Genomic DNA, 23,410 nt, shown 5'->3' on the forward strand with positions numbered 1-23,410 from the left:
CGATCCCCATTCCAATGTTCCGCGAAACGGGAGCCATGGCCAGCAGCCAGAACTGGCAAACGCTTGCGCAGGCAGAATATTCTCCGATTCGCACGGACGTGACGATCCTCCGAACAGCCAGGCGACCCCAATGATTTTTCGCAGTGCCGCATTCATTGGTGCAACACCCTTTCCCGATGACGCTCGCAATCTTACACGTCTTGTTAAGGATACAAACCATACCATTCCGCAGCATCCTTCGATGCGCGCGGAACAAGAACAGCGAAGCGTGTCATTCATCGCGGCATTCTTTGCCGTCGCCGTGCGCGGAGGGGCCGTGAGTGACGCCCCTTTGATGCCGAACTTGTCACAGGATTTTCCTTCTCCAGTTGTCAAATGACGGGAATAATTCTGGATCGCATGATACATTTCGGCACATGTTCCCCCGTTGTGTGCGGTGGGTTTCTTTTCTATCAATCAATGATTGGCTTAAACCCCCGATTTTCGGGTTTTTGGCGGGTGTGGTGATGAAGTCGATGTTCACGCGGGCGAAGGGCACGAAGGCCAGGACGGCGGGGCACAAGGCGGAAGCGGCTGCGACCAGGCCGCCGCTGGCCTTTGCTTTGGAACAGCGGTTCATGTTCGATGCCGCCGGCGCGGCAACCGCAGACCCGGCGGCGACCGATCACGCCAGCGATCACGCCATTGACCCGGCGGCGGCCGACCACACGGCCGACCAGTCCCAGCACGACGCGCTCGCCGCCGCCGCCGCGTCCGCCGCGTCCGTCGGCACCCCCCCGGCAACCGCCGCCGCTCCGGTGGAGATCCGCGCCGCCGAACCGGCGTTGAACGACGGCAAACGGGAAGTCGTCTTCATCGAATCCAACGTCGCCGATCGGCAGATCCTGATGAACGGGGTGGCGGCGGGCGTCGAGGTCGTGCTGCTGGACAGTGGCCAGGATGGCTTGTCGCAGATGGCGCAGTGGGCGCAGACCCATACGGGCTACGACGCCGTGCATGTGATCAGCCATGGCGGAGAGGGGCGGATCTATCTGGGAGCGCTCACCCTCGACACGGCGACGGCCGAAGCGCGCGGTGCCGATCTCGCGGCCCTGGGTTCGGCGCTCACCGAAAACGGCGATCTGCTGCTGTATGGCTGCGACGTGGCGACCAACGCCGGTCAGGGCTTCGTCGCGGCGGTCGCCGCCGCCACCAGGGCCGACGTGGCGGCTTCGACCAACGAAACGGGCGCGGCCCGGCTGGGCGGCGACTGGGTGCTGGAATCGGCCTTCGGCTCCATCGAGACGGCCGCCCTCTATGGCGCCGGAGAAGCCGACGGTTACGACCATGTCCTGGGCACCACGCAGGTCGGCACCGAGGCTGCGCTGAACACCGCGATCGCCAACGCGGCGGACGGCGACATCATCGAACTGACGGCGGACATCACGCTGACCGGCGCCCTAAACACCGCAACCAAAAGCATCACGATCCAGGGGAATTACCACAAGATCGATGGCGCCAATGGATACACTGGTTTCTTCGCTGAGAACGCCCCAGCAGGGTCATCAATGTCCATTACCCTCACCGTTGAAAAAGTGGAATTTGTCAATACCAGCGCAGCCGTTGGCGTGGCAGACAATCAAAATACTGACGGCTATTCGATATCCGCCATTGTCCGTGACTGTATCATCCACAATGCCATCGACGACTTTTCAGGATATGGCACCGTCAGCGCGATGGATAATGGCAGGGGCAAGGGGGCGGTATCCCTGACAGTCGAGCGAAGTGTATTTTACGATAATGCTATTTACTCTGTCTACATCAAAACCAATGACAGCCCAACAAATTCAAGCAATACCGTTTCGTCAACCATTCGAGATTCTCTGATTTATAACAACGCGGCAGGCACTTCGGCGGTTTATATTGATTCTCAAGAAACCACTGGAGGATCTTCGTATCTCACGGTCAATTTGATCAATGATACCATTGTCAAAAACGATACGGGCGTAACGGTCAACAAAGCCGGATCAGTCGCACCGACCGTCAACGTCAAAAACTCCATCGTCATCGGCAACACCACCGACACGGTGGGCACCATCACGGCGACGACGAACAGCATCACCACGGGCGCCATCACGGCGGTCAACTTCGTCGACGCCGGCGCCAACGACTACCGCTTGGCTTCGACGGCCTCAAACGCCCTCAATCAGGGCAACAGCAGCGACGCCACCGGTTCCACCGATGTGCGCGGCATGGACCGCATCCGCCAGGGGACGGTGGACATCGGCGCCTACGAGTCCCCCTACACCAACGCCGGCGTCGCCGGCATCGGCCCGGCGAGCGACCTGAACGGCGCCGGCGGCGGCACCAACAACACGGTGACGGTGGCGAACGGCGCCGCGACCAACGTGCCCCTGTTCGACGGCGCGGCGACGGTCACCCAGCCCGACAGCGAACTCAACCTCACCCGCATCACGGTGGCGCTGACCGGCGTCGCGGACAGCGGATCGGAAAAGCTCGCCCTGACGGCGGCCCAGATCGCCGCCGCGCGGCTCAACAACATCACGGTGACGGGCAACGACAGCGCGACGCTGACGCTGTCCGGCGGCGCGTCGCTGGCGAACTACCAGACGGTGCTGCGGCAGATCCTCTACAGCAACGTCGCGGGGACGCCGACGGCCGGCAACCGCACCGTCACCGTGACGCCGACGGACGACATTGCCGGCGCGTCGCCGTCGACCACGACCCTGACCATTCGCGCGGCCAACACCGCCGCCCCGGCGCTCGACGCCTCCAAATCGCCGGCCTTCACCACGCAGGCCCTGTCCACCTCCACCGCCGTGCCGACCGGCGCCGTCGGCACCCTGGTGTCGGCCCTGGTCAACACGACGGGCGTCGCCAACTTCAGCGACGGCGACGGCGATTCGCCGGGCATGGCGATCACCGCGACCGACACGACCTCCGGCAGCTGGTATTACACCACCGACGGCGGCACGACCTGGACCGCGGTCGGCACCGTGTCGAACACCAGCGCCCTGCTGCTGGCGGCGGACGCCAACACCCGCCTGTTCTTCAAGGCGAACATCGGGTACAGCGGCACCCTGTCCAGCGCCGTCACCTTCCGCGCCTGGGACCAGTCGACGGGCACGGCGGGAAGCAAGGTGACGACGGCCACGAACGGGGCCGCCACCGCCTTCTCCACCGCCACCGACACGGCCAGCCTGACCGTCACCGACGACGTCGCGCCGACGGTCAGCGGCGTCACGTCGTCCACCACCGACGGCACCTACGGCATCGGCGGCACCGTCTCGATCCAGGTCAACTTCTCCGAGGCCGTGACCGTCACCGGCACGCCGCAGCTGACGCTGGAAACCGGAACGACCGACCGGACGATCAACTATGCCGGCGGATCGGGGACCGGCACGCTGACCTTCACCTATACGGTCCAGGCCGGCGACACGTCGGCCGATCTCGACTACCAGTCGATCTCCGCCCTCACCCTCAACGGCGGGACGATCAAGGACGCGGCCGGCAACGATGCGACGCTGACCCTGCCGGCGACCGGCAGCGGATCGTCGCTCGGCGGGGCGAAGAACATCGTCATCAACACCGCCCCCACCATCACGTCCGCCACCTACGACGCCAGCACCAACACGCTGGCGGTGACCGGCGCCAACATCACCGACGGCGCCACCATCGACGTCACCAAGTTCACCCTGACCGGCGAGGGCGGCAGCACCTATACGCTGACATCCGACTCCTCGGTCACCTCCACTCCCGGTTCCAACAGCTTCACCATCACGCTGGGCGCGACCGATCAGGCCTATGTGGAAGGGCTGTTGAACAAGAACAGCACCAGCTCCCAGGACAGCACAGCCTACAATCTGGCTGCCGCCGCCAACTGGAACAGCACGCAGTCGGCGGCGTCCGACCTGACCAGCAACGGCATCACCGTGTCCAACACGCAGAAGCCGGCCATCAGCTCGGTCACCTACGACGCCACCACCGGCGTGCTGACGGTCACCGGCACCAACCTGGTCCACCAAGCGGGCGCCGGCAACGACATCGATCTGTCGAAGCTGACCATCGCCGGCCAGGGCGGAACCGTCACGCTGAGCGGCGCGGTGGAGATCACCAGCGCCACCAGCTTCACCGTGACACTGACCGGCGCGGACAAGACCGGCCTCAACGCCAAGCTGGACAAGAACGGCGGCACGTCCACGGGCGGCACCGCCTACAAGATCACCTCGGCCGACAATTGGAACGGCACGATCTACGGCGACATCTCCGATTCCACCGGTGTCGGCATCACCGTGTCGGGCAACAACTCCGCCCCGGCCATCAGCGACCTGAACACCGACAGCGTTGCCTGGGCTGGCGTGGGCGGCACGGTGACGCTGGATGCCGGCACCGCCGTCACCGTGTCCGACGCCGAGAACGGCACCAACAACTGGAGCGGCGCCAGCCTGACCGTGCAGCGGTCGGCCACCAGCGGCACCGCCAGCAATGCTTGGTTGGCCGATGTCTTCGGCTTCGGCGGCGGCTACACCGTCGACACGACGGCGCACACCATCTCCGACGGCGGCACACAGTTCGCGACCTACACCAACACCGGCGGCGTGCTGACCGTCACCTTCGACGGCAACGCCACCGCGGCGCGGATCGGCGCGCTGATGAGCGGCATCAGCTATCGCAACGACACGCCGGCCGGCGACGCGACGATCCGCTTCACCCTGAACGACGGGCACGGCGCCACCACCACCGCCGACGTGACGGTGACGACCAACGTCATCCACGTCACCGTCGACGGCGACGGCGGCACCATCGACGCGACCGACGGCGTCGACCTGCGCGAGGCCGTCGCCATCGCCAACGGGCAGACCGGCACCCAGACCATCGTCTTCGGCGGCGGGCTGGCCGGCCACAGCATCACGCTGGGTTCCGACCTGGCGATCGGCGAGAACATCACCGTCGACGCCGATGCGGCAAGCGGCCTGACCATCACCGGCAGCACGATCACCGTCGCGTCCGGCACCACCCTGACGCTGACCAACGGCAGCGGCGACACGCTGTCCATCGCCAGCAAGATCACCGGCAGCGGCGCCGTCGCCAAGACCGGCGCCGGCACGGCGACGCTGAGCGGCGGTAACGACTACAGCGGCGCCACCAGCATCGGCGCCGGCACGCTGACGGTCAACGGCGGCATCGGCGACAGCAGCGCGGTGACGGTGGCGAGCGGCGCCACGCTGGCCCTGTCCGGCGCCGAGACCATCGGATCGCTGACCGGCGCCGGCGCCGTGACGCTCGGCAGCAGCACGCTGACCGCTGGCGGCGACGACACCAGCACGACCTTCGACGGCATCGTCAGCGGCACCGGCGGCCTGAGCAAGGCCGGCAACGGCACCCTGACCCTGACCGGCGCCAACAGCTACACCGGCACCACCACCGTCGGCGCCGGCACGCTGGAGCTGAACAGCAGCGCCGGCACCGCGCTCGCCGACAGCGGTGCGGTGACCCTGTCGGGCGGCACGCTGAAGCTGTCGTCGGCGAACGAGACCATCGGCACGCTGAGCGGGGCCAGCGGCACGCTGGCGCTGGGCGCCAACGCGCTGACCATCGCCCAGGCAAGCAGCCAGACCTTCAGCGGCGCCATCACCGGCACCTCGTCGGGCAGCCTGACGCTGAACGCCGCCGTCAACAGCACGAGCCTGACGCTGGACGGCACCACCAACAGCACCGGCTTTCTCGGCGGCATCACCGTCACCAAAGGCTGGCTGCAGGTGTCCGCAGACAGCAATCTCGGCGCCGGCACCCTGACGCTGAACGGTGGCACCCTGCGGTTGACCGGAACCGCCGGCACCATCGACAACGCCATCGCCATCGGCAGCGGCGGCGGCACGGTCAGCGTCGCTCCCAGCGGCAGCGCCACCCTGTCCGGCGTCCTCAGCGGGTCGGGCGCCCTGGTCAAGGCCGCACCAGGCGACCTGACCCTGTCGGGCAACAACAGCAGCTTCAGCGGCGCCTTCACCATCAACTCCGGCACGGTGACGGTCAGCAACGCCAACGCGCTGGGCGACACCACCGGCGGCACCACGGTGGCAGACGGCGCCGCACTCGCCCTGTCGGGCGGCATCACCATCGCCGAGAACCTGACCCTGTCGGGCAGCGGCGTTTCGTCGGGCGGCGCGCTGGTCAGCGCCAGCGGCACCAACACGGTCAGCGGCACCGTCACCCTGAACGCCGACGCCACCGTCACCGCCACCAGCGCCCTCACCCTGTCGGGCGTGGTCAGCGGCGGCAACGCCCTGACCAAGGCGGGCAGCGGCACGCTGGCGCTGTCGGGCAACAACGGCTACACCGGCGCCACCACCGTGTCGGCCGGCACGCTGGTCGCCGCACACGCCAACGCGCTCGGCACCACCGCGGCCGGCACGACGGTCAGCAGCGGCGCGGCGGTGGAGATCGCCAACGGCATCACGCTCGCCGAGGCTTTCAGCATCGCAGGCACCGGCGTGTCGAGCACGGGAGCGCTGACGGTCGCTTCGGGCTCCACCGTCACCCTCAGCGGCACCGTCACCCTGACGGCCGATGCGAGCATCGGCGGGGCGGGCACCCTGACCGTCAGCGGCGTGGTCAGCGGCGGCAACGCCCTGACCAAGGTCGGCAGCGGCACGCTGACCCTGTCGGGCAACAACGGCTACACCGGCGCCACCACCGTGTCGGCTGGCACGCTGGTCGCCGCACACGCCAACGCGCTCGGCACCACCGCGGCCGGCACGACGGTCAGCAGCGGCGCGGCGGTGGAGATCGCCAACGGCATCACGCTCGCCGAGGCTTTCAGCATCGCAGGCACCGGCGTGTCGAGCACGGGAGCGCTGACGGTCGCTTCGGGCTCCACCGTCACCCTCAGCGGCACCGTCACCCTGACGGCCGATGCGAGCATCGGCGGGGCGGGCACCCTGACCGTCAGCGGCGTGGTCAGCGGCGGCAACGCCCTGACCAAGGTCGGCAGCGGCACGCTGACGCTGTCGGGCAACAACGGCTACACCGGCGCCACCACCGTGTCGGCCGGCACGCTGGTCGCCGCACACAACAACGCGCTCGGTACCACCGCGGCCGGCACGACGGTCAGCAGCGGCGCCACCTTGGCGCTTGCCAACGGCGTCACCCTGGCCGAGGCGCTGACCATAGGAGGCGTCGGCGTGTCATCGGCCGGCGCCCTGCAGGTCACCAGCGGCAGCGCCACCGTCAGCGGCGCCATCACCATGAGCAGCGCCACCACGATCGGCGTGTCGGGCACCGGGCTGACCCTGTCGAACGCCATCGGCGGCGCGTTCAACCTGACCACGGACGGCAGCGGCACGCTGACCCTGTCGGGCACCAACACCTATACGGGCACCACCACCGTCGGCGCCGGCACGCTGATCGTCACCGGCACCCTGAACGATGCCGCGGCCGGTGCGGTCACCGTCGGCAACGGCGGCACGCTGGCAGGAACCGGCACCGTCAACGGCGGGCTGACCGTGCAGTCCGGCGGCACGCTGTCCCCCGGCATCGCCGGGACCAACAACGGCGTCGGCACCCTGACCGTCAACGGCGGCCTGACTATCCAGTCGGGCGGCACCCTGGCGGTCGATCTGGTCAGCACCGGCAGCCACGATCAGGTGGTGGTCACCGGAGCGGTCGACGTCAGCAGCGCCACCCTGACCACCGGCGGCAGCTACGCGCCGGTGAAGACGGTCAGCGGCGACAGCTTCGCCATCGTCACCAACGACGGCAGCGACGCGGTCACCGGCAGCTTCAACGGGCTGACATCCGGGGCGTCGATCACGCTGAACGGCGGGTCGATCACCGTCAGCTATGCCGCCGGCACCGGCAGCAACGACATCGTGCTGAGCGGACCGGTCAACCAGGCGCCGGCGCTGGGCGGCACCTTCACCACCGCCGGCACGGTCAACGACAACGCCACCACCACGCCTTTCAGCGGCGTGACGGTGGCCGATGCCGACGACACCACCGGCAGCTTCACCGTCATCATCACCTACACCGCGGCCAACGGCACGCTGTCCAGCGGCACCCCCAGCGCCCTGACCGGCAGCGCCGGCAACTACACGCTGACCGCCACCACGCCGGGCGGGCTGCAGACCCTGCTGCAGGGGCTGGTCTTCACCCCCACCGCCAACCAAGTGGTGCCCGGCTCCACGGTGGCGACCAGCTTCACCCTGACCGCCAGCGACGGAACGACCAGCAGCAGCGCCAACAGCAGCACGGCGGTCACCGCCACCTCGATCAACGACGCGCCGGCCGACATCCTCCTGTCGAACAGCTCGGTCAGCGTCTATGACGGCAGCAGCGCCACGGTCGGCACGCTGTCGGCGACCGATGCCGATACCGGCCAGACCCTGACCTACACGCTGGTCAGCGGCGGCGGCGATACCAACAACGGCCTGTTCACCGTCTCCGGCACCTCGCTTGTGGCCAACGACGCCTCCACCCTCACCGCCGGGCAGAGCTATTCGGTCCGCGTGCAGGTCAGCGACGGCACCGCGACCTACGAGAAATCCTTCACCATCAGCGTGAACAACGACTTGGTGGTGGACGTACTCGCCGTCGACAGCAGCGCGCCGGCCGGCACCTACAGCGCCGACAAGGCCGACGGCGGCGGCCTGGATTTGCGGGAGGCGATCACCCTTGCCAACGCCTTCCTCAACGCAAACCCGTCGAGCAGCGTCACCATCCGCTTCGCCGGCACGCTGACCGGCACCATCACGCTGCCCTCCAGCCTGACGGTGAGGAGCGGGGTGGCCCTGGCGATGGACAGCACCTCCGACAACCTGTCGCTCACCATCCAAGGCATCAGCAGCAGCCTGACGATGAACGGCACGCTCAACGTCAGCGTCGCCACCGGCGACACGCTGACCATCGACAACACGCTGACCGGCAGCGGCGCGGCGCTGACCAAGAGCGGCAGCGGCACGCTGGTGCTGGGCGGCAACAACAGCTACACCGGCGCCACCACCGTCAGCGGCGGCGGACTGACGATCAACGGATCGCTCGACGTCAACAACGCGGTGACGGTCGGGACCGGCGCGACCCTGACGGTGGGTGCCAGTGCGCTGGAGATCGGCTCGCTGGCCGGTGCCGGCACCGTGGCCATCAACTCCGGCAAGGAGCTGACCGTCGGAAGCTCAAACGCTCCGACCAGCTTCTCGGGCAACTTCAGCGGGGCCGGCGGCCTGACCAAGATGGGCAGCGGCACGATGACGCTGTCGGGCACCAGCAGCGGCAGCTTCAGCGGCACCATGGCGGTAAGGGAGGGCACGCTGAGCGTCGCCGGCGACGCCAATCTGGGCAGTGGCGCCGTGACCTTGAACGGCGGCACGCTGACGGTGACCGGGGCGGGAACGATCGACAACACCATCACGCTCGGCGTCAACGACGGGTTCATTGACACCTCGGTTGCAGTGACGCTGTCGAACGTGATCAGCGGCAGCGGCGGCCTGACCAAGAGCGGCAGCGGCACGCTGACCCTGTCGGGTGCCAGCACCTACAGCGGCATAACCACCGTGTCGGCCGGCACGCTGCTGGTGACCGGGGCGCTGAACGGCACCAGCGGGGTCTCGGTGGCGTCGGGGGCGACGCTGGGCGGTACCGGCAGCATCTTCTCCTCCGGCTCCAACCAAGTGACGATCAACAGCGGCGCCACCCTGGCGCCGGGCGTGGCCGGGACCAACAACGGCATCGGCACCTTGACGATCAACGGCAACCTGCGGCTGAGCGGCACGCTGGCGGCCGAGATCGGCGGCGGCGGCGGGGTGGGCGGCACCGATTACGACCAGGTGGTGGTCAACGGCACCGTCAGCCTGAACGGCGGCCCGCTGACCGTCAGCCGGATCAACGGATATACGTCGACCAACGGGGCGACCTACCGCATCATCGACAACGACGGCAGCGACGCGATCGCCGGCGCGTCCGGCACCTTCGGCACCATCGCCGAAGGCACCGACACGACGAGCAACGGCGACATCTACACCGTCAGCTACCTGGGCGGCACCGGCAACGACGCGGTGCTGACAGCCGTGGTGAATCCGACGGTGTCCTCGGTGTCGGCGACGACCGCCAACGGCAGCTACAAGGCCGGCGACACCGTCTCGATCACCGTCACCTTCAACCGGGCGGTGACGGTGACCGGCACGCCGACCCTGGCACTGGGCACCGGGCGGACGGCCACCTACTCCAGCGGATCGGGCGGCACCACCCTGACCTTCACCTACACGGTGCAGGCCGGTGACACCTCGGCCGACCTCGACTACGCCTCCACCAGCGCGCTGGCGCTGAACGGCGGCACGATCGCCGACAGCTCCAGCAGCCTGGCGGCCCTCCTGACCCTGGCGGCGCCGGGGGCGGCGAACTCTCTGGGCGCCAACAAGGCGATCGTCATCGACACCACGGCGCCGGGCGCGCCGACCGCTCCGGACATGACCGCGGGCACCGACAGCGGCAGCTCGAGCACCGACAACGTCACCAGCAACACCACGCCGACCTTCACCGGCACGGCGGAGCCGAACAGCACGGTGACGCTGTACGACACCGACGGCACCACGGTGCTGGGCACCGGCACGACCGACGGATCCGGCAATTACTCGGTCACCCCCACCACGGCGCTGACGCCGGGGACCCACACCCTCACCGTCAAGGCCAGGGACGCGGCCGGCAACGTCTCCAGCGTCTCGGGCGGACTGTCGGTGATCATCGACACCAGCGCGCCGGCGGCACCGGGCACGCCGGTCCTGCCGGCGGCGAGCGACACCGGCATCTCCGGCAGCGACGGCATCACCAGGACCGCCACCCCGACGATCACCGGCACGGCGGAGCCGAACAGCACGGTGACGCTGTACGACACCGACGGCACCACGGTGCTGGGCACCGGCACGGCCGACGGCTCCGGCAATTATTCGGTCACCGTCGCCACCGCGCTGTCGACCGGGCCGCACACCATCACCGTCAAGGCGACGGACGCGGCCGGCAACGTCTCCACCGCCTCGCCGGGGCTGACGGTGACGGTGGACACCACGGCGCCGACGGTGACGAGCGTCACCTCCCCCACCGCCGACGGCAGCTACAAGGCCGGCGACACCATCTCGATCCAGGTCAGCCTGTCCGAGGCGGTGATCGTCAACGGCACGCCGACCATCACGCTGAGCAACGGGCGGACCGCCACCTACAGCGGCGGGTCAGGGACCGGCACGCTGACCTTCACCTACACGGTGCAGGCCGGCGACACCGCCGCCGACCTCGATTATGCCTCCACCACCGCGCTGGCGCTGAACGGCGGCACGGTCACCGACACCGCCGGAAACGACGCGGCGACGACCCTGCCGGCGGTCGGCGGCGGATCGTCGCTGGGCGGCACCAAGAACATCGTCATCGACACCACGGCCCCGACCGTGTCGTCGGTGTCGGTGCCGACCGGCGGCACGTACAAGGCCGGTGACGTGATGGAGTTCACCGTCGCCTTCAACGAGGCGGTGACGGTGACGGGCAGCCCGACCCTGCCGATCACGCTGGACGACGGCACGGTGGTGCAGGCGGCCTACGTGTCGGGATCCGGGGGGACCAGCCTGACCTTCCGCTACACGGTGCAGGGCGGGCTGAGCGACACCGACGGCGTCCGCCTGGTCTCGGCCCTGAGCGGCGGCACGATCACCGACCTGGCCGGGAACGCCGCGGTGCGGACGCCGGGCAACGTCGCCGACACCAGCGGCGCCCGGATCGACAGCGTCGCCCCAACGGTGACCAACGTCACGTCGGGCACCGCGAACGGCACCTACACCACCGGCGAGACCATCTCGATCCAGGTGACCTTCAGCGAGGCGGTGACCGTCAACGGCACGCCGACGCTGGCGCTGAACACCGGCCGCACCGCCACCTACAGCGGTGGGTCGGGCAGCAACACCCTGACCTTCACCTACACGGTGCAGGCCGGCGACACCTCGGCCGACCTGGATGCGATCGGCACCGGTGCCCTCGCCGGCTCGGTCGCCGACGCCGTCGGCAACGCCGGAATCCTGACCTTGACGGCACCGGGCGACGTCCGCTCGCTGGGGCAGAACAAGGACATCGTCATCGACACCACGCCGCCGTCGATCCGCGGCGTCGTCGTGCCCAACGATGGCCCGTACGGCGTCGGCAAGACGCTGAGCTTCTTCGTCCAGGTCAGCGAGGTGGTGCTCGTCAACGGCACCCCGACGATCACGCTCGACATCGGCGGACAGACCCGCCAGGCGGTGTACAACGCGGCCGCCAGCACCGGTTCCAGCCTGCGCTTCGACTATGTGGTGCAGGCTGGCGACAGCGATACCGACGGCATCGCCGTCACCGGGCTGAACCTCAACGGCGGCAGCATCACCGACCAGGCCCGCATGCCGCTGCCAACGACGCTGACCGGCCTGCCGAGCACGCAGAACGTCCTGGTCGACACCGTGGCCCCGGACACGCCGTCGGCCCCGGCACTGGCGGCCGGACAGGACACCGGAGTCTCCGCCACCGACGGGGTGACCGGCATCAGCCGTCCGACCCTCGGCGGCACGGCGGAAGCCGGGGCCACCGTCACGGTGCTGATCGACGGTGTGGCCGTCGGCACCACCATCGCCGGATCCGACGGCAGTTGGAGTTTCACGCCGACCACCCCGCTGGCCGACGGCACCCATGCCGTCACCACCCAAGCGACCGACCGGGCCGGCAACAGCAGCGGCACCTCGGCGGCGCTGACCCTGACCATCGACGCCACGGCGCCGGTGTTGTCGACCCCGGCCATCTCCGGCGTCGACAACGCGGCCAACGTCGTCCCCACCCCCCGTCCGACCCTGACCGGCACCGCCGATCCGAACAGCACGGTCACCGTCATCCTGGACGGCGTCACCGTCGGCACGGCCACGACCGGCAGCGATGGCCGCTGGAGCTTCGCCGTCGCCACTCCGCTGGCCGACGGCGCCCACAGCGTCGTCACCACCGCCACCGACCGCGCCGGCAACATCGGCCGGTCGGGCACGCTGAGCCTGACGGTCGACACCCAGGCCCCGACGGTGTCCACCGGCGGGACCGCCCCGACGTTGAACGCCGGTGGCACGGCGACGCTCGGCTCCGCGGTCTCGCTGTCGGACGCCAGTTCGCTGAACCGGGTGACGGTCACCCTGACCGACGCCCACAGCGGCGACGAACTGGTGATCGGCGCCCTGCCGGCCGGCATCACCGCGACCCGCGACGGCAACAGCATCGTGCTGACCGGCGTGGCATCCGCCGCCGACTATCAGGCGGCGGTGCGGGCGATCGCCCTGCGGTCGGGCGCTACGGACCCGAGCTTCGCCGGCACGGCGAGCAGCCGGTCGATCAGCATCCAGGCCCGCGATGTGGTCGGCAACAGCTCGACCGCGGCAACGGTGACGGTCGCCGTACCCCGCGTCACGACAACGACGACGACGACGACCACGACCACCACGACGACGACGACCACGACCACCAATACGACCAACATCAATACGACCAACACTCCGACGACGACCACGCCCGTCACCAGCAGCGGCAACGGCCCGTCGCAGTCCAGCAGTTCGGTGACCGGCTCCTCGTCCAACGGTCCCTCCTCCAACAGCTCGTCGGGCGGGTTCAGCACCGGCGGGTACGGACCCACCCTGCCGGGCGTCAGCGTCGGCACCAACGGCGGTGGGCTCCCCGGCAGCTCATCCAGCACGGACGCCGGCCGGTCGGTGACGCTGGGCAGTGTCGGCGGCAGCTCGTCCAGCACGGATGCCGGCCGGTCGGTGACGCTGGGCAGCGTCGGCGGCAACTCGTCCAGCACGGATGCCGGCCGGTCGGTGACGCTCAACAGCGTCGGCGGCGGCTCTTCCAACTCCAGCAGCGGACTGGGAGGAAGCGGCCTCAGCAACAGCCTGGGTGGCGGTGGCCTGGGTGGCGGGTTGGGCAGCGGCCTGGGCGGCGGCCTGGGCGGCGCTGGCTTGGGCGGCTCTCAAGGCTTCGGCCCCGGAACAGGAACCAGCACCGGCACGGGCGGCACGACGCGCACCGGTACCAACGGCCAGGGTACTCCCGGCCAGACCGGCACGCAGGGCAACGGCCAGAACAATGGTCAGGGCCAGGGTCTTGGCCAGGAACGGAGCAATGGCACCGGGCAGGGCCGCGGCCCGACGGCCGGGCAGCCGGGCTCCGGACAGCCGGGAACCCAAGGGCAAGGCCAACAGGGACAAGGTCAGCAGGGACAGGGCGAGCCGCAGGGCCAGCCCCAGAACCAGGACGCTCCCCAGGATGGCGGTGGCACTCCGGCGGACGGCACCGGCCAGCCGGCGGAACGTGGGGCGGACAATCGCGCCCAGATCATGCCGGCCTCCCCTGGTTTCGCCAGTCAGGTTGCCCGCGCCCATGGCGGTCCGGCCGGCGCCGCCGACCTGCTGGCAGCACTCGCGAGCCACGTTCTGCCCGACAGCTGGGCCGCCTGACGGCGGCCCACCCCCTCCCGGTCCTTTCCTTTCCAGCGTCGCTTTCCTCGTCCAATCCTTTTCCGCCGAACGGAATTGCTCCCACCATGAAGACTTCGACCGTTCACCTTCGCCGCCGCTTGCTTTCTTCGGTGGTTCCCGTCGCCGTCCTGACGGCATCCCTGCTGGCTGCGGGCTGCGCGGTCAAACCCGAGCCGCTGACGGCCGAGGAGAATCTGGCGCGCGTGCGCACGGATCTGGGCGTCGTGCTGGCCCCGCAGGAGCCGCTGACCAAGGCGGTCTCGATGGATGAGGCGATGGCCCGCGCCATCAAGTACAACCTCGACGAACGCGTGAAGCTGATGGAGATGGCGGTCGCCACCGACCAGCTGGAGCTGTCGCGCTATGACATGCTGCCGCGCGTCGTGGCCGCCGCCGGCTATGTCGGGCGCAACAACGATGCCGGGTCGGAGAGCCTGAACCTCGCCACCGGCCGGCGGACGGGCGAAAGCACCACCGCCACCGACAAGCACCGCCGCACCGGCGACCTCGCCTTCACCTGGAACGTTCTGGACTTCGGCGTCAGCTATCTGCGGGCGCGGCAGAACGCCAATCTGGTGCTGATCGCCGACGAACGCCGCCGCCGCGTCGTCCAGGGCATCATGCAGGACGTGCGCACCGCCTATTGGCGCGCCGTGGCCGCCGAACGGCTGCTGAAGCGCCTGGCGCCTCTGGAGAAGCGGGTGGAGGGCGCACGCCGCGACGCCCGCACGCTGGAGGCGCTGCGCGTCCAGGCGCCGCTGCAGGCGCTGAACTACACCCGCACCCTGGTCGAGACGCTGCGCCAGCTGCAGTCGCTGCGCCGCGAGCTGGTGGCGGCGAAGTCGCAGCTGGGTGCGCTGATGGGCTTGCCGCCGGGCGAGCCGTTCGAGATCGAGATGCCGGCGGCCAGCGTCATGCAGGCGCCGCCCAAGCTGGACGTCGGCACCGAAGCGCTGGAGACCTACGCCCTGCTGAACCGGCCGGAGCTGCTGGAGGAGAGCTACAACCAGCGCATCTCCGCCGACGAGACCTGGCGGTCGCTGCTGAAGCTGCTGCCGGGCATCGACGTCAACGCCGCCCTGCGCTACGACAGCAACAGCTTCCTGCTGAACCAGCGCTGGGCCGATTACGGCGCGCGGATCAGCTGGAACCTGATCAACCTGATCTCCGCCCCCGCCACCAAATCCTACGCCGAGGCGCAGGAGGAACTGGTCTCCTTCCGCCGTCAGGCGCTGAGCATGGCGGTGCTGAGCCAAGTGCATGTGGCTGTGCTCCAGTTCCGTGAACTAAAGCAGGAATTCGCCCTGACCGCCGAGCAGGCCGATCTCGACACCCGCATCCGCTCGCAATACACCAACGTCGGCGAGGCCGGACAGGTGGGCGAGCTGGGCGTGATCCAGTCGGAGGTGACGGCGCTGCTGTCCGACCTGCGCCGCGATCTGGTGCTGGCCGACCTGCACAACGCCTATGCCCGGGTCATGGTGTCGGCCGGCGTCGATCCGCTGCCGGAGACGATGGCCGCCAACGACCTGGCCAGCCTGACCCAGGCGGTGGGCAAAGGCCTGTCCTCCTGGCAGGAACGCGCCAACGGCATGCTGCGCGTCAAGGACCTGATGGCCACGCCCAAGGCCGCCGCCAAGGATGCCCCAAAGGATTCAAGAACCGAAACGGTGAAGCCGGAAGCTCCCAAACAGGAGCCGGCCAAGCAGGTGGCTCCGGTTCCGGTGGCCGCTTCGGCACCTGCTCCGGCGGCATAACCAAAGCTTCTGTTGCAGCCTCGGTTGCGACGGCGTCCTTCTCTCCCGTCATCCAGGTCAATCCCGGGGCTTACGCAAGCCACAGGTTTGCAAAGCAGGAATGGGGTATGATCGCCAAACGCCTGGGAACGGACGGCAGCGGGGGTGACGCCCTGTATGTCTCCAGCCGGCGCAGCCAGGACGGCACGACCATCGTCCAGCTGCGTGCAGGCGGCTTCGCCGACCGCACCGCGGCCGAGCGGTTCTGCCATCGTGTCAAGGATAGTCAGCGGGAATGCACCGTTCGTACCCTTTCGGCCCAGGAACAGCCGTCCGACAGCCTGCCGGCCGACCGGCTCGCGTCGCTGTGATCCGTTCCAGAGTTCGGCCCGGCGCCGTGTTCGGCGCCGCCGCCCTCCTGACCGTGCTGCTGGGTGGTGGCCTCGCCTCCACCCCGGCAGCGGCCCAGGACGCTTCGCAGGGACAGGTCCGCGCCCTGATCGAGGCGCGGCGGCACGCCGTCCTCTCGTCCGAGATCCCCGGCCGCATCGCCCGCATGGGCGTCGATGCCGGCCAGAGCTTCAAGGCCGGCGACCTGCTGGTCGCCTTCGACTGCTCCAGCTATCAGGCGGAGCTGGACGGCGCCCGCGCCCAGCTGAACGCGGCCGAGGTGACGGCGCGGGTCAACCGGCGCCTGAACAGCCTGCGCTCCATCGGCGAGGCGGAGGTGCAGCTGGCCGAAGCCAAGGCCCAGGTCGCCCGCGCCGACGTCCGCAAGGCCGAGGTGCAGGCCCGGCGCTGCGACATCAAGGCCCCCTTCGACGGCCGGGCGGTCGAACGCCGCATCCAGGAGCATGAGTCGGTCGCCGCCGGCGCGCCACTGCTGGAGATCCTGTCCGACCGCGACCTGAAGGTGGAACTGATCGTTCCCTCCTCCTGGCTGGTATGGCTGAAGCCGGGGCAGCGCTTCGACCTGCGCGTCGACGAGACCGGGGCCACCCTGCCCGGCGAAGTGGTGCTGCCCGGCGCCAAGGTCGATCCGGCCAGCCAGTCGGTGAAGGTCACCGCCAAGCTGACGGGCAACGGCGTTCCAGCCGGCATGATCGCCGGCATGAGCGGCACCGCCATCTTCCCGGAACCGGCCGTATCGTCGCTTCAGGGAACTCCCAAGCCAGAAACAGTGAGGCCATGAGCGCCGCCATGGCCCAGATCCCTCCCCAGCAGGCGGCTCCGGCGCAGGGCGCTCCCCAGGGGACGCCGCATGGGGCGCCGCAGGGAGGGGCGCCGCAGCCGGTGAACGGCCTGCTGCTGCTGCTGGAGCTGCAGCGGCAGGCCTGGCGGCAGGCGACGGCGCCGGAGCTGCGCTATCACATCGTCAACCAGACGCGCCGGCTGATCGCCTATCGGCAGGCGGCCTTCCTGACGGTGGGCGAGCGGGGGCGGGCGACGCTGGAGGCGGTGTCGAACATCGCCGTGCTGGAGCCGAACACCCCCTTCGCCCAATGGCTGGAGGAGGCGGTGCGCGCCGTCGCCACCGGGGAGCACGCCAACAGCGTCCATGTCGTCGATCCCGCCGCCCTGCCCGCCTCCGTGCGCACCGCCTGGGGCGAATGGGGGCCGGCGCAGGTGCTGTGGTGCCCGTTGCGCAAGCCGGAAGCCCCGCGGGAGGTGCTGCCCGGCGCTGCGGCGGAAAGCCGGGACAAGGCCGTCCCGCCGCCGGCCGGCCTGTGGCTTGGCCGTGACGAGCCCTGGACCGACGGCGAACTCCTGCTGCTGGGCCATCTGACCGAAGGTTACGGCCATGCCTGGTGGGCGCTGTCGGGCAAGCGGGCGAAGCGGCAAGGGCTGCGCCGCGCCCTGCTGCCTCTGGTGCTGCTGCTGGCCATCGCCGGGGCGCTCGCCATCCCGGTGCCGATGTCCACCCTGGCCCCGGCCGAAATCCAGACCAGCAACCCGGTGATCGTCGCCGCACCGCTGGATGGCGTGATCGAGCGCTTCCATGTGCAGCCGAACGAGGCGGTGGCGGCTGGCCAGCCGTTGTTCAGCTTCGAATCCACCGTTCTGCGCAGCCGCTTCGAGGTGGCGCGCAAGGGCCTGACCCAGGCGGAGGCGGAACTGCTGACCGCCTCGCAGGCCGCCTTCGCCGACCCGCAGACCAAGGCCCGCGTCGCCCAGCTCCGCGCCCAGGTGGAGTTGCGCCGGGCCGAAATGGCGCTCGCCCGCGACCTGCTGGACCGGGTGACGGTGAAGGCCGACCGCGCCGGCATCGCCGTCTTCACCGACGTCAACGACTGGCTGGGCAAGCCGGTGTCGGTGGGCGAGCGCGTGCTGACCCTGGCCGACCCGCAGGCGCCGGAGATCGACATCATGGTGTCGGTCGGCGACGCCCTGGTGCTCGAGCCGGGATCCCCGGTGGAGCTGTTCCTGAACGTCGACCCGCTCCACCCCTTGCAGGCGCGGCTGACCCATGCCAGCTACGAAGCCGGCCTGTCGGCCGCCGGCGTGCTGTCCTACCGCGTCAAGGCGGCGCTCGAACCGGGCCGGAGTCCGGGGGAGGCCCCGCCGCGCATCGGTCTGCGCGGCACCGCCAAGATCCTGGGCGACCGCGTGCCGCTGGCCCTCTACCTGTTCCGTCGCCCCCTGGCCCTGCTGCGCCAGTCGATGGGGATCTGAGGCTGCCCCCAAGGCAATGTCCCCCAAGGCAACACAAGGACGCCCGTGTCCATCGCGATTCCCCCCGCTGCCAGTCCCCCCGCCGGTCTCCGCGCCGTCGGTTCCGCCCCGGCCGATCCGCTGGACTCCCTGCGGCTGCCGGGGCTGCGCGACGATCTGGTCCTGCTGCCGGCGCCGGCGGGGCAGGACGGGGCACCGGGCTGGACCATCCATGATCCGGTGCGCAACCGCTATTTCCGCATCGGGCCGGAGGCCTTCGCGCTGATCGCGCACTGGCACCACGCCAACCCGCGCGCGATCGCGGCGGCGGTGGCCGACAACAGCCTGTTCGAGCCAACGGCCCAAGACATCATGGGCTTCTACCAGTTCCTGGTGGCCAACAACCTGACCGTTACCGTCGACACCGCCTTTCTAGCGCGTCAAGCAGCGGCGCGGCACACCGGCTGGTTCTGGTGGCTGGTCCACAACTACCTGTTCTTCCGTATCCCGTTGGTGCGGCCGGACCGTTTCCTGTCGGCGACGGTGGGGTTGGTGGCGCCGCTCTACAGCCGGGGCTGGATGGGCTTGGTGCTGCTGACCGCCGTGCTGGCCGGTCTGCTGGTGGCGCGGCAGTGGGACGCCTTCCTGCACACTTTCCAGCATTTCTTCTCCCCCGAAGGGCTGGCGCTCTACGGCGTTACGCTGCTGGGCACCAAGATCTGTCACGAGCTGGGGCATGCCTACACCGCCAAGCGCTTCGGCTGCCGGGTGCCGACCATGGGGGTGGCCTTCCTGGTGATGTGGCCGGTGCTCTACACCGACACCACCGACGCCTGGAGGCTGGTCTCGCGCCGGCAACGGCTGGCGGTGGGGGCGGCCGGCATGCTGACCGAACTGATGATCGCGGTCTTCGCCACGCTGGCCTGGAGCTTCCTGCCCGATGGGCCGCTGCGCAGCGCCGCCTATTTCCTGGCGACGGTCAGCTGGATCACCACGCTGGCGATCAACCTAAGCCCCTTCATGCGCTTCGACGGCTACTACCTGCTGTCCGACGCGCTCGATGTGCCCAACCTGCAGGAGCGCGCCTTCGCCATGGCGCGCTGGAAGCTGCGGGAGTGGCTGTTCGGCCTTGGCATGGCTCCACCGGAGCAGATGCCGGCGGCGCGGCGCCGCATCCTGCTGGCTTATTCCTACGTCACCTGGGTCTACCGGCTGATGCTGTTCCTCGGCATCGCGCTCCTGGTCTACCATGTCGCCATCAAGGTTCTGGGGATCCTGTTGTTCGCCATCGAAATCGGCTGGTTCGTCGCTCGCCCCTTCCTGAACGAGACCAAGGCTTGGTGGGGCTTGCGCGACCGCTTCCATGTGAACCTGCGCACCGGGCTGACGCTGGCCGGGCTGGCGGCGGCGGTCGGGCTGACGCTGCTGCCGGTGACCTCGACCGTGTCGGTGCCGGTGGTCTGGCGGGCCTCCGGCTTCGCCACCGTCTACGCCCCCTTCCCCGCCCGGCTGGAGGAAGCGCTGGTCGCCCGCGGCCAGAGCGTGGTGGAGGGCGAGCCGCTGTTCCGCCTGACCGCCCCCGACCTGGAGGGCAAGCTGCGCCAAGCGGAGCTGCGCATCGCCTGGATGCAGGAGCAGATCGCCCGCCTGACCGCCAGCCGCGAGCAACTCGACCGCGTGCGGGCGATGGAGGAGGATCTGGCCGCCGCCCTGGCCGAGCGGCAGGGGCTTCTCGACAGCCGCAACCGGCTGGTGGTGCGGGCTCCGCTGTCGGGCACCGTGCGCGACATGGAGGATGCGCTGACCCCCGGCCGCTGGATCGGGCCGAAGCTGCCGCTGGCGATGGTGGTGGCGCCGGGCAACGGCGAGCTGGTCGGCTATGTCGGCGAGGGCGATTTCGACCGGCTGAGCCTGGGGGCCGGGGCGCAGTTCCACCCGGACGACCCGCTGGCTCCCCGCCGCGCGGCGAAGCTGCGCGCGGTCGATCCAGTCGCCGTCTCGGTTCTGGACGTGCCGGCGCTCGCCTCGGTCAATGGCGGCCCGGTGGCGGTGGAGGGGCAGGCGGGACCCCAGCCGGGCCAGCAGCATGGCGGGAGCGGCCGCAGCGCGCTTGCCCCGGTGGAGGCGGTCTACCGCATCACCCTGGACGTCGAACCGGCCGCTGCCAGTACCGCGCGGGAGGGACCGGAGCGCGTCACCCGCGGCATCGTCCGCGTGGCGGGCGAGGCGCGAAGCATCGCCGAACGCTTCTGGCGCATCGCCGCCTCCGTGCTGATCCGCGAGACAGGGTTCTGACCGGCTCTTTCCGGATTGCGTCAGGCGGTTAGCCTACGCCATCCCCACCGACAGCCCCCCTCAGACGCCACCGCGAGCCGGTGGATGCGCCCCGTTCAGGTGCTCCCCCGCACCAGAAGCTCGAATCCGACGTCCAGCGCCCGGTCGTCGACGGTCGCGCCCTGCATGCGGCGCAGCAGCAGCCGGGCCGACTCCACCCCGATCCTTTTGCTGGCGATGGCGACCGTGGTGAGCCCCGGCGTCAGCTGCCCGGCGATGTCGTAGTTGCCGAAGCCGGTGATCGCCAGATCGCCCGGCACGGAAATCCCGAGGCCGCCGCAGGCCAGGATGGCCCCCGAGGCGAGCACGTCGCTGGCGAACACGACGGCGTCGGTTTCCGGGTGCTGCGCGCGCACCAGCGCCAGAAGCTCCACCCCGGTCGCCATCACCATCGGGCTGCTGGCGACGGTCACGACGCGTGGGGTCTCGCCCGGAAAATGGCGGGCGTGGGCATCCTGGAAACCCTTCAGGCGCTCCTTGGCGCGGTGATCGCCCGGCTTCATCACCCCGGCGAAGGTCAGGCGGCGGTAGCCGCGCTCCACCAGATGGTCGACGACGCGGATCAGCGCCGCGTGGTTGGAGAAGCCGACCAGCAGATCGACCGGGCGCGGGGTCCAGCTCCAGCTTTCGACCACCGGCACGCCGGTGCGCTTGAGCAGCGCCGTGGTCTCCTGGGTGTGGCGGGTGCCGATGATGAAGAAGCCGTCCGGCCGCCGTCCGCTGAAGCTGCGCACCAGCGATTCCTCGCGCGCCGCCACGTAGTCGGTGTGGCCGAGGAACACCTGATAGCCCTCCGGCAGCAGAACGTCGGACAGCCCCTGGATGGTTTCCGCGAAGATCGAGGCGGAGATCGTCGGGATGATCGCTGCGACCGTCATGCTGCGGTTCGAGGCGAGGTGACTCGCCGCGAAGTTCTGCACGTAGCGGGTCTCGCGCACCGCCTCCTCGATGCGGGCCAGCGTGTCCGGCCCGACGCTGCGGGGATCGCGCAGCGCGCGCGACACGGTCTGGGTCGAGACCCCCGCCGCCCGCGCCACATCGGCCATCGTCACCGCTTGGGTCGCGGATCTCCGCCGGGAGTCCGCCTTCCTGACCGACAACTGTCCTTCGTCCGACACGTGGGATGACCTCGTTCCTGCCGCCGGTGCCTCCGGGAAGCGGAGGGGCGGCGTTCCTTCTTGTGCAGGACCCCGCCGGCGGTTGCAAGCCGGGCGCTGACCTCCCGCCACCATAGCCGGAAAAATGTTAGCGGTCACGCGAACGCTAACGCACACCATCGACAAAGACGCTTGATCCGTCCAACCAACCATGTTACCGGTCACGTTAGCGGTCACTTTGAAAGGCGGCCGCGGACGGCAACGGAAGGCAGCCATGAACATCCTTGCGGACAGCGTCGTCTGGATCACTGGCGGAGGAAGCGGCATCGGCGCGGCCGGCGCCAGGGCGCTGGCGGAAGCCGGCGCCACCGTCGTCGTCTCCGGGCGACGGCGGGAGGAGCTGGAGCGCGTCGTCGGCACCATCCGCGAAACCGGCGGCCACGCCGAGGCGGCGGTGCTCGACGTGACCGACGAGCCGGCGGTTCGGCGCACGGCGGCGGCGATCCTGGAGGCGCATGGCCGCATCGACACGCTGGTCGCCAGCGCCGGCCTGAACCTGCCCAACCGCAGCTTCCAGTCGCTCGGCCCCGGCGACTGGGCGCGGTTGGTCGACGTCAATCTCAACGGCGCGATGCACGCCATCCAGGCGACTCTGCCCTCGATGCGCGAGCGCCGGTCCGGCACGATCATCCTCATCTCCTCCTGGGTCGGCCGGCACGCGGTGCGGCTGGGCGGCCCCGGCTACAACGCGACCAAGCAGGCGCTGGTGGCGCTCGGCCACTCCCTGAACATGGAGGAGTGCGGCAACGGCCTGCGCGCTTGCGTGATCATGCCGGGAGAGGTCGAGACCGACTTCCTGACGCAGCGCGCCGCCCCGCCGCCGCCCGACGAGCTGGCGCGCCTGCTGCGGCCCGACGACCTGGGCCGGACCATCCGCTTCGTCGCCGAGATGCCGCCCCACGTCTGCGTCAACGAGATCCTCATCAGCCCGACCTGGAACCGCAACTTCCTGCCCCCCGCCCCGGCGGCGGCGGCAGCGTCGGTCTGACGGAACGGCCCCGACCCCACCCTCCGCGCCTCC

9 protein-coding genes are annotated in these 23,410 nt (G+C 69.6%); 7 read left to right on the forward strand and 2 right to left on the reverse strand.

Features of this window, described 5'->3' with window-relative positions; translation table 11 throughout:
• Nucleotides 1–346: 346 nt before the first annotated feature.
• On the reverse strand, nt 347–619 hold the full coding sequence (locus EJ913_RS31710) for a hypothetical protein (protein WP_185909828.1): 273 nt from the start codon (nt 617–619) through the stop codon (nt 347–349).
• On the opposite strand from EJ913_RS31710, the gene EJ913_RS17955 reads away from it, so the two are divergent.
• From EJ913_RS17955 to EJ913_RS17975, 6 genes are all read left to right on the forward strand, one after another.
• On the forward strand, nt 618–14,489 hold the full coding sequence (locus EJ913_RS17955; RefSeq protein ID WP_185909829.1) for an Ig-like domain-containing protein: 13,872 nt from the start codon (nt 618–620) through the stop codon (nt 14,487–14,489). The genes EJ913_RS31710 and EJ913_RS17955 overlap by 2 nt on opposite strands.
• Before the next feature lie 86 nt (nt 14,490–14,575).
• Nucleotides 14,576–16,267, forward strand: a complete 1,692-nt coding sequence (locus EJ913_RS17960; protein ID WP_244939402.1) for a TolC family protein — start codon at nt 14,576–14,578, stop codon at nt 16,265–16,267.
• 107 nt (nt 16,268–16,374) lie between these two features.
• Complete coding sequence (locus EJ913_RS32605; protein ID WP_244939403.1) at nt 16,375–16,617, forward strand: SPOR domain-containing protein; 243 nt, start codon at nt 16,375–16,377, stop codon at nt 16,615–16,617.
• Nucleotides 16,614–17,438 (forward strand): efflux RND transporter periplasmic adaptor subunit, encoded by an 825-nt coding sequence (locus EJ913_RS17965; RefSeq protein ID WP_238519593.1) that lies wholly within the window; start codon nt 16,614–16,616, stop codon nt 17,436–17,438. Before EJ913_RS32605 ends, EJ913_RS17965 begins: the two co-directional genes overlap by 4 nt.
• Complete coding sequence (locus tag EJ913_RS17970) at nt 17,435–18,919, forward strand: efflux RND transporter periplasmic adaptor subunit (RefSeq protein WP_127000341.1); 1,485 nt, start codon at nt 17,435–17,437, stop codon at nt 18,917–18,919. Before EJ913_RS17965 ends, EJ913_RS17970 begins: the two co-directional genes overlap by 4 nt.
• 45 nt (nt 18,920–18,964) lie before the next feature.
• Complete coding sequence (locus EJ913_RS17975; protein ID WP_127000343.1) at nt 18,965–21,193, forward strand: site-2 protease family protein; 2,229 nt, start codon at nt 18,965–18,967, stop codon at nt 21,191–21,193.
• Nucleotides 21,194–21,288: 95 nt separating this feature from the next.
• Here EJ913_RS17975 and EJ913_RS17980 read toward each other — a convergent pair whose 3' ends face one another.
• Entirely contained in the window at nt 21,289–22,278 is a 990-nt protein-coding gene (locus EJ913_RS17980) for a LacI family DNA-binding transcriptional regulator (RefSeq protein WP_238519623.1), read from the reverse strand.
• A gap of 325 nt (nt 22,279–22,603) precedes the next feature.
• On the opposite strand from EJ913_RS17980, the gene EJ913_RS17985 reads away from it, so the two are divergent.
• Entirely contained in the window at nt 22,604–23,377 is a 774-nt protein-coding gene (locus tag EJ913_RS17985) for an SDR family oxidoreductase (protein WP_127000347.1), read from the forward strand.
• The last annotated feature ends 33 nt before the right edge of the window (nt 23,378–23,410 follow it).

The organism is Azospirillum doebereinerae (assembly GCF_003989665.1).
Classification (GTDB): Bacteria; Pseudomonadota; Alphaproteobacteria; order Azospirillales; family Azospirillaceae; genus Azospirillum; species Azospirillum doebereinerae.

Excerpts from the sequence above, each read along its gene's own strand:
- EJ913_RS17955 (WP_185909829.1), top strand. The coding sequence starts at position 618 with ATGTTCGATGCCGCCGGCGCGGCAACCGCAGACCCGGCGGCGACCGAT.
- EJ913_RS31710 (WP_185909828.1), bottom strand. The coding sequence starts at position 619 with ATGAACCGCTGTTCCAAAGCAAAGGCCAGCGGCGGCCTGGTCGCAGCC.
- EJ913_RS17960 (WP_244939402.1), top strand. The coding sequence starts at position 14,576 with ATGAAGACTTCGACCGTTCACCTTCGCCGCCGCTTGCTTTCTTCGGTG.
- EJ913_RS32605 (WP_244939403.1), top strand. The coding sequence starts at position 16,375 with ATGATCGCCAAACGCCTGGGAACGGACGGCAGCGGGGGTGACGCCCTG.
- EJ913_RS17970 (WP_127000341.1), top strand. The coding sequence starts at position 17,435 with ATGAGCGCCGCCATGGCCCAGATCCCTCCCCAGCAGGCGGCTCCGGCG.
- EJ913_RS17980 (WP_238519623.1), bottom strand. The coding sequence starts at position 22,278 with ATGGCCGATGTGGCGCGGGCGGCGGGGGTCTCGACCCAGACCGTGTCG.
- EJ913_RS17985 (WP_127000347.1), top strand. The coding sequence starts at position 22,604 with ATGAACATCCTTGCGGACAGCGTCGTCTGGATCACTGGCGGAGGAAGC.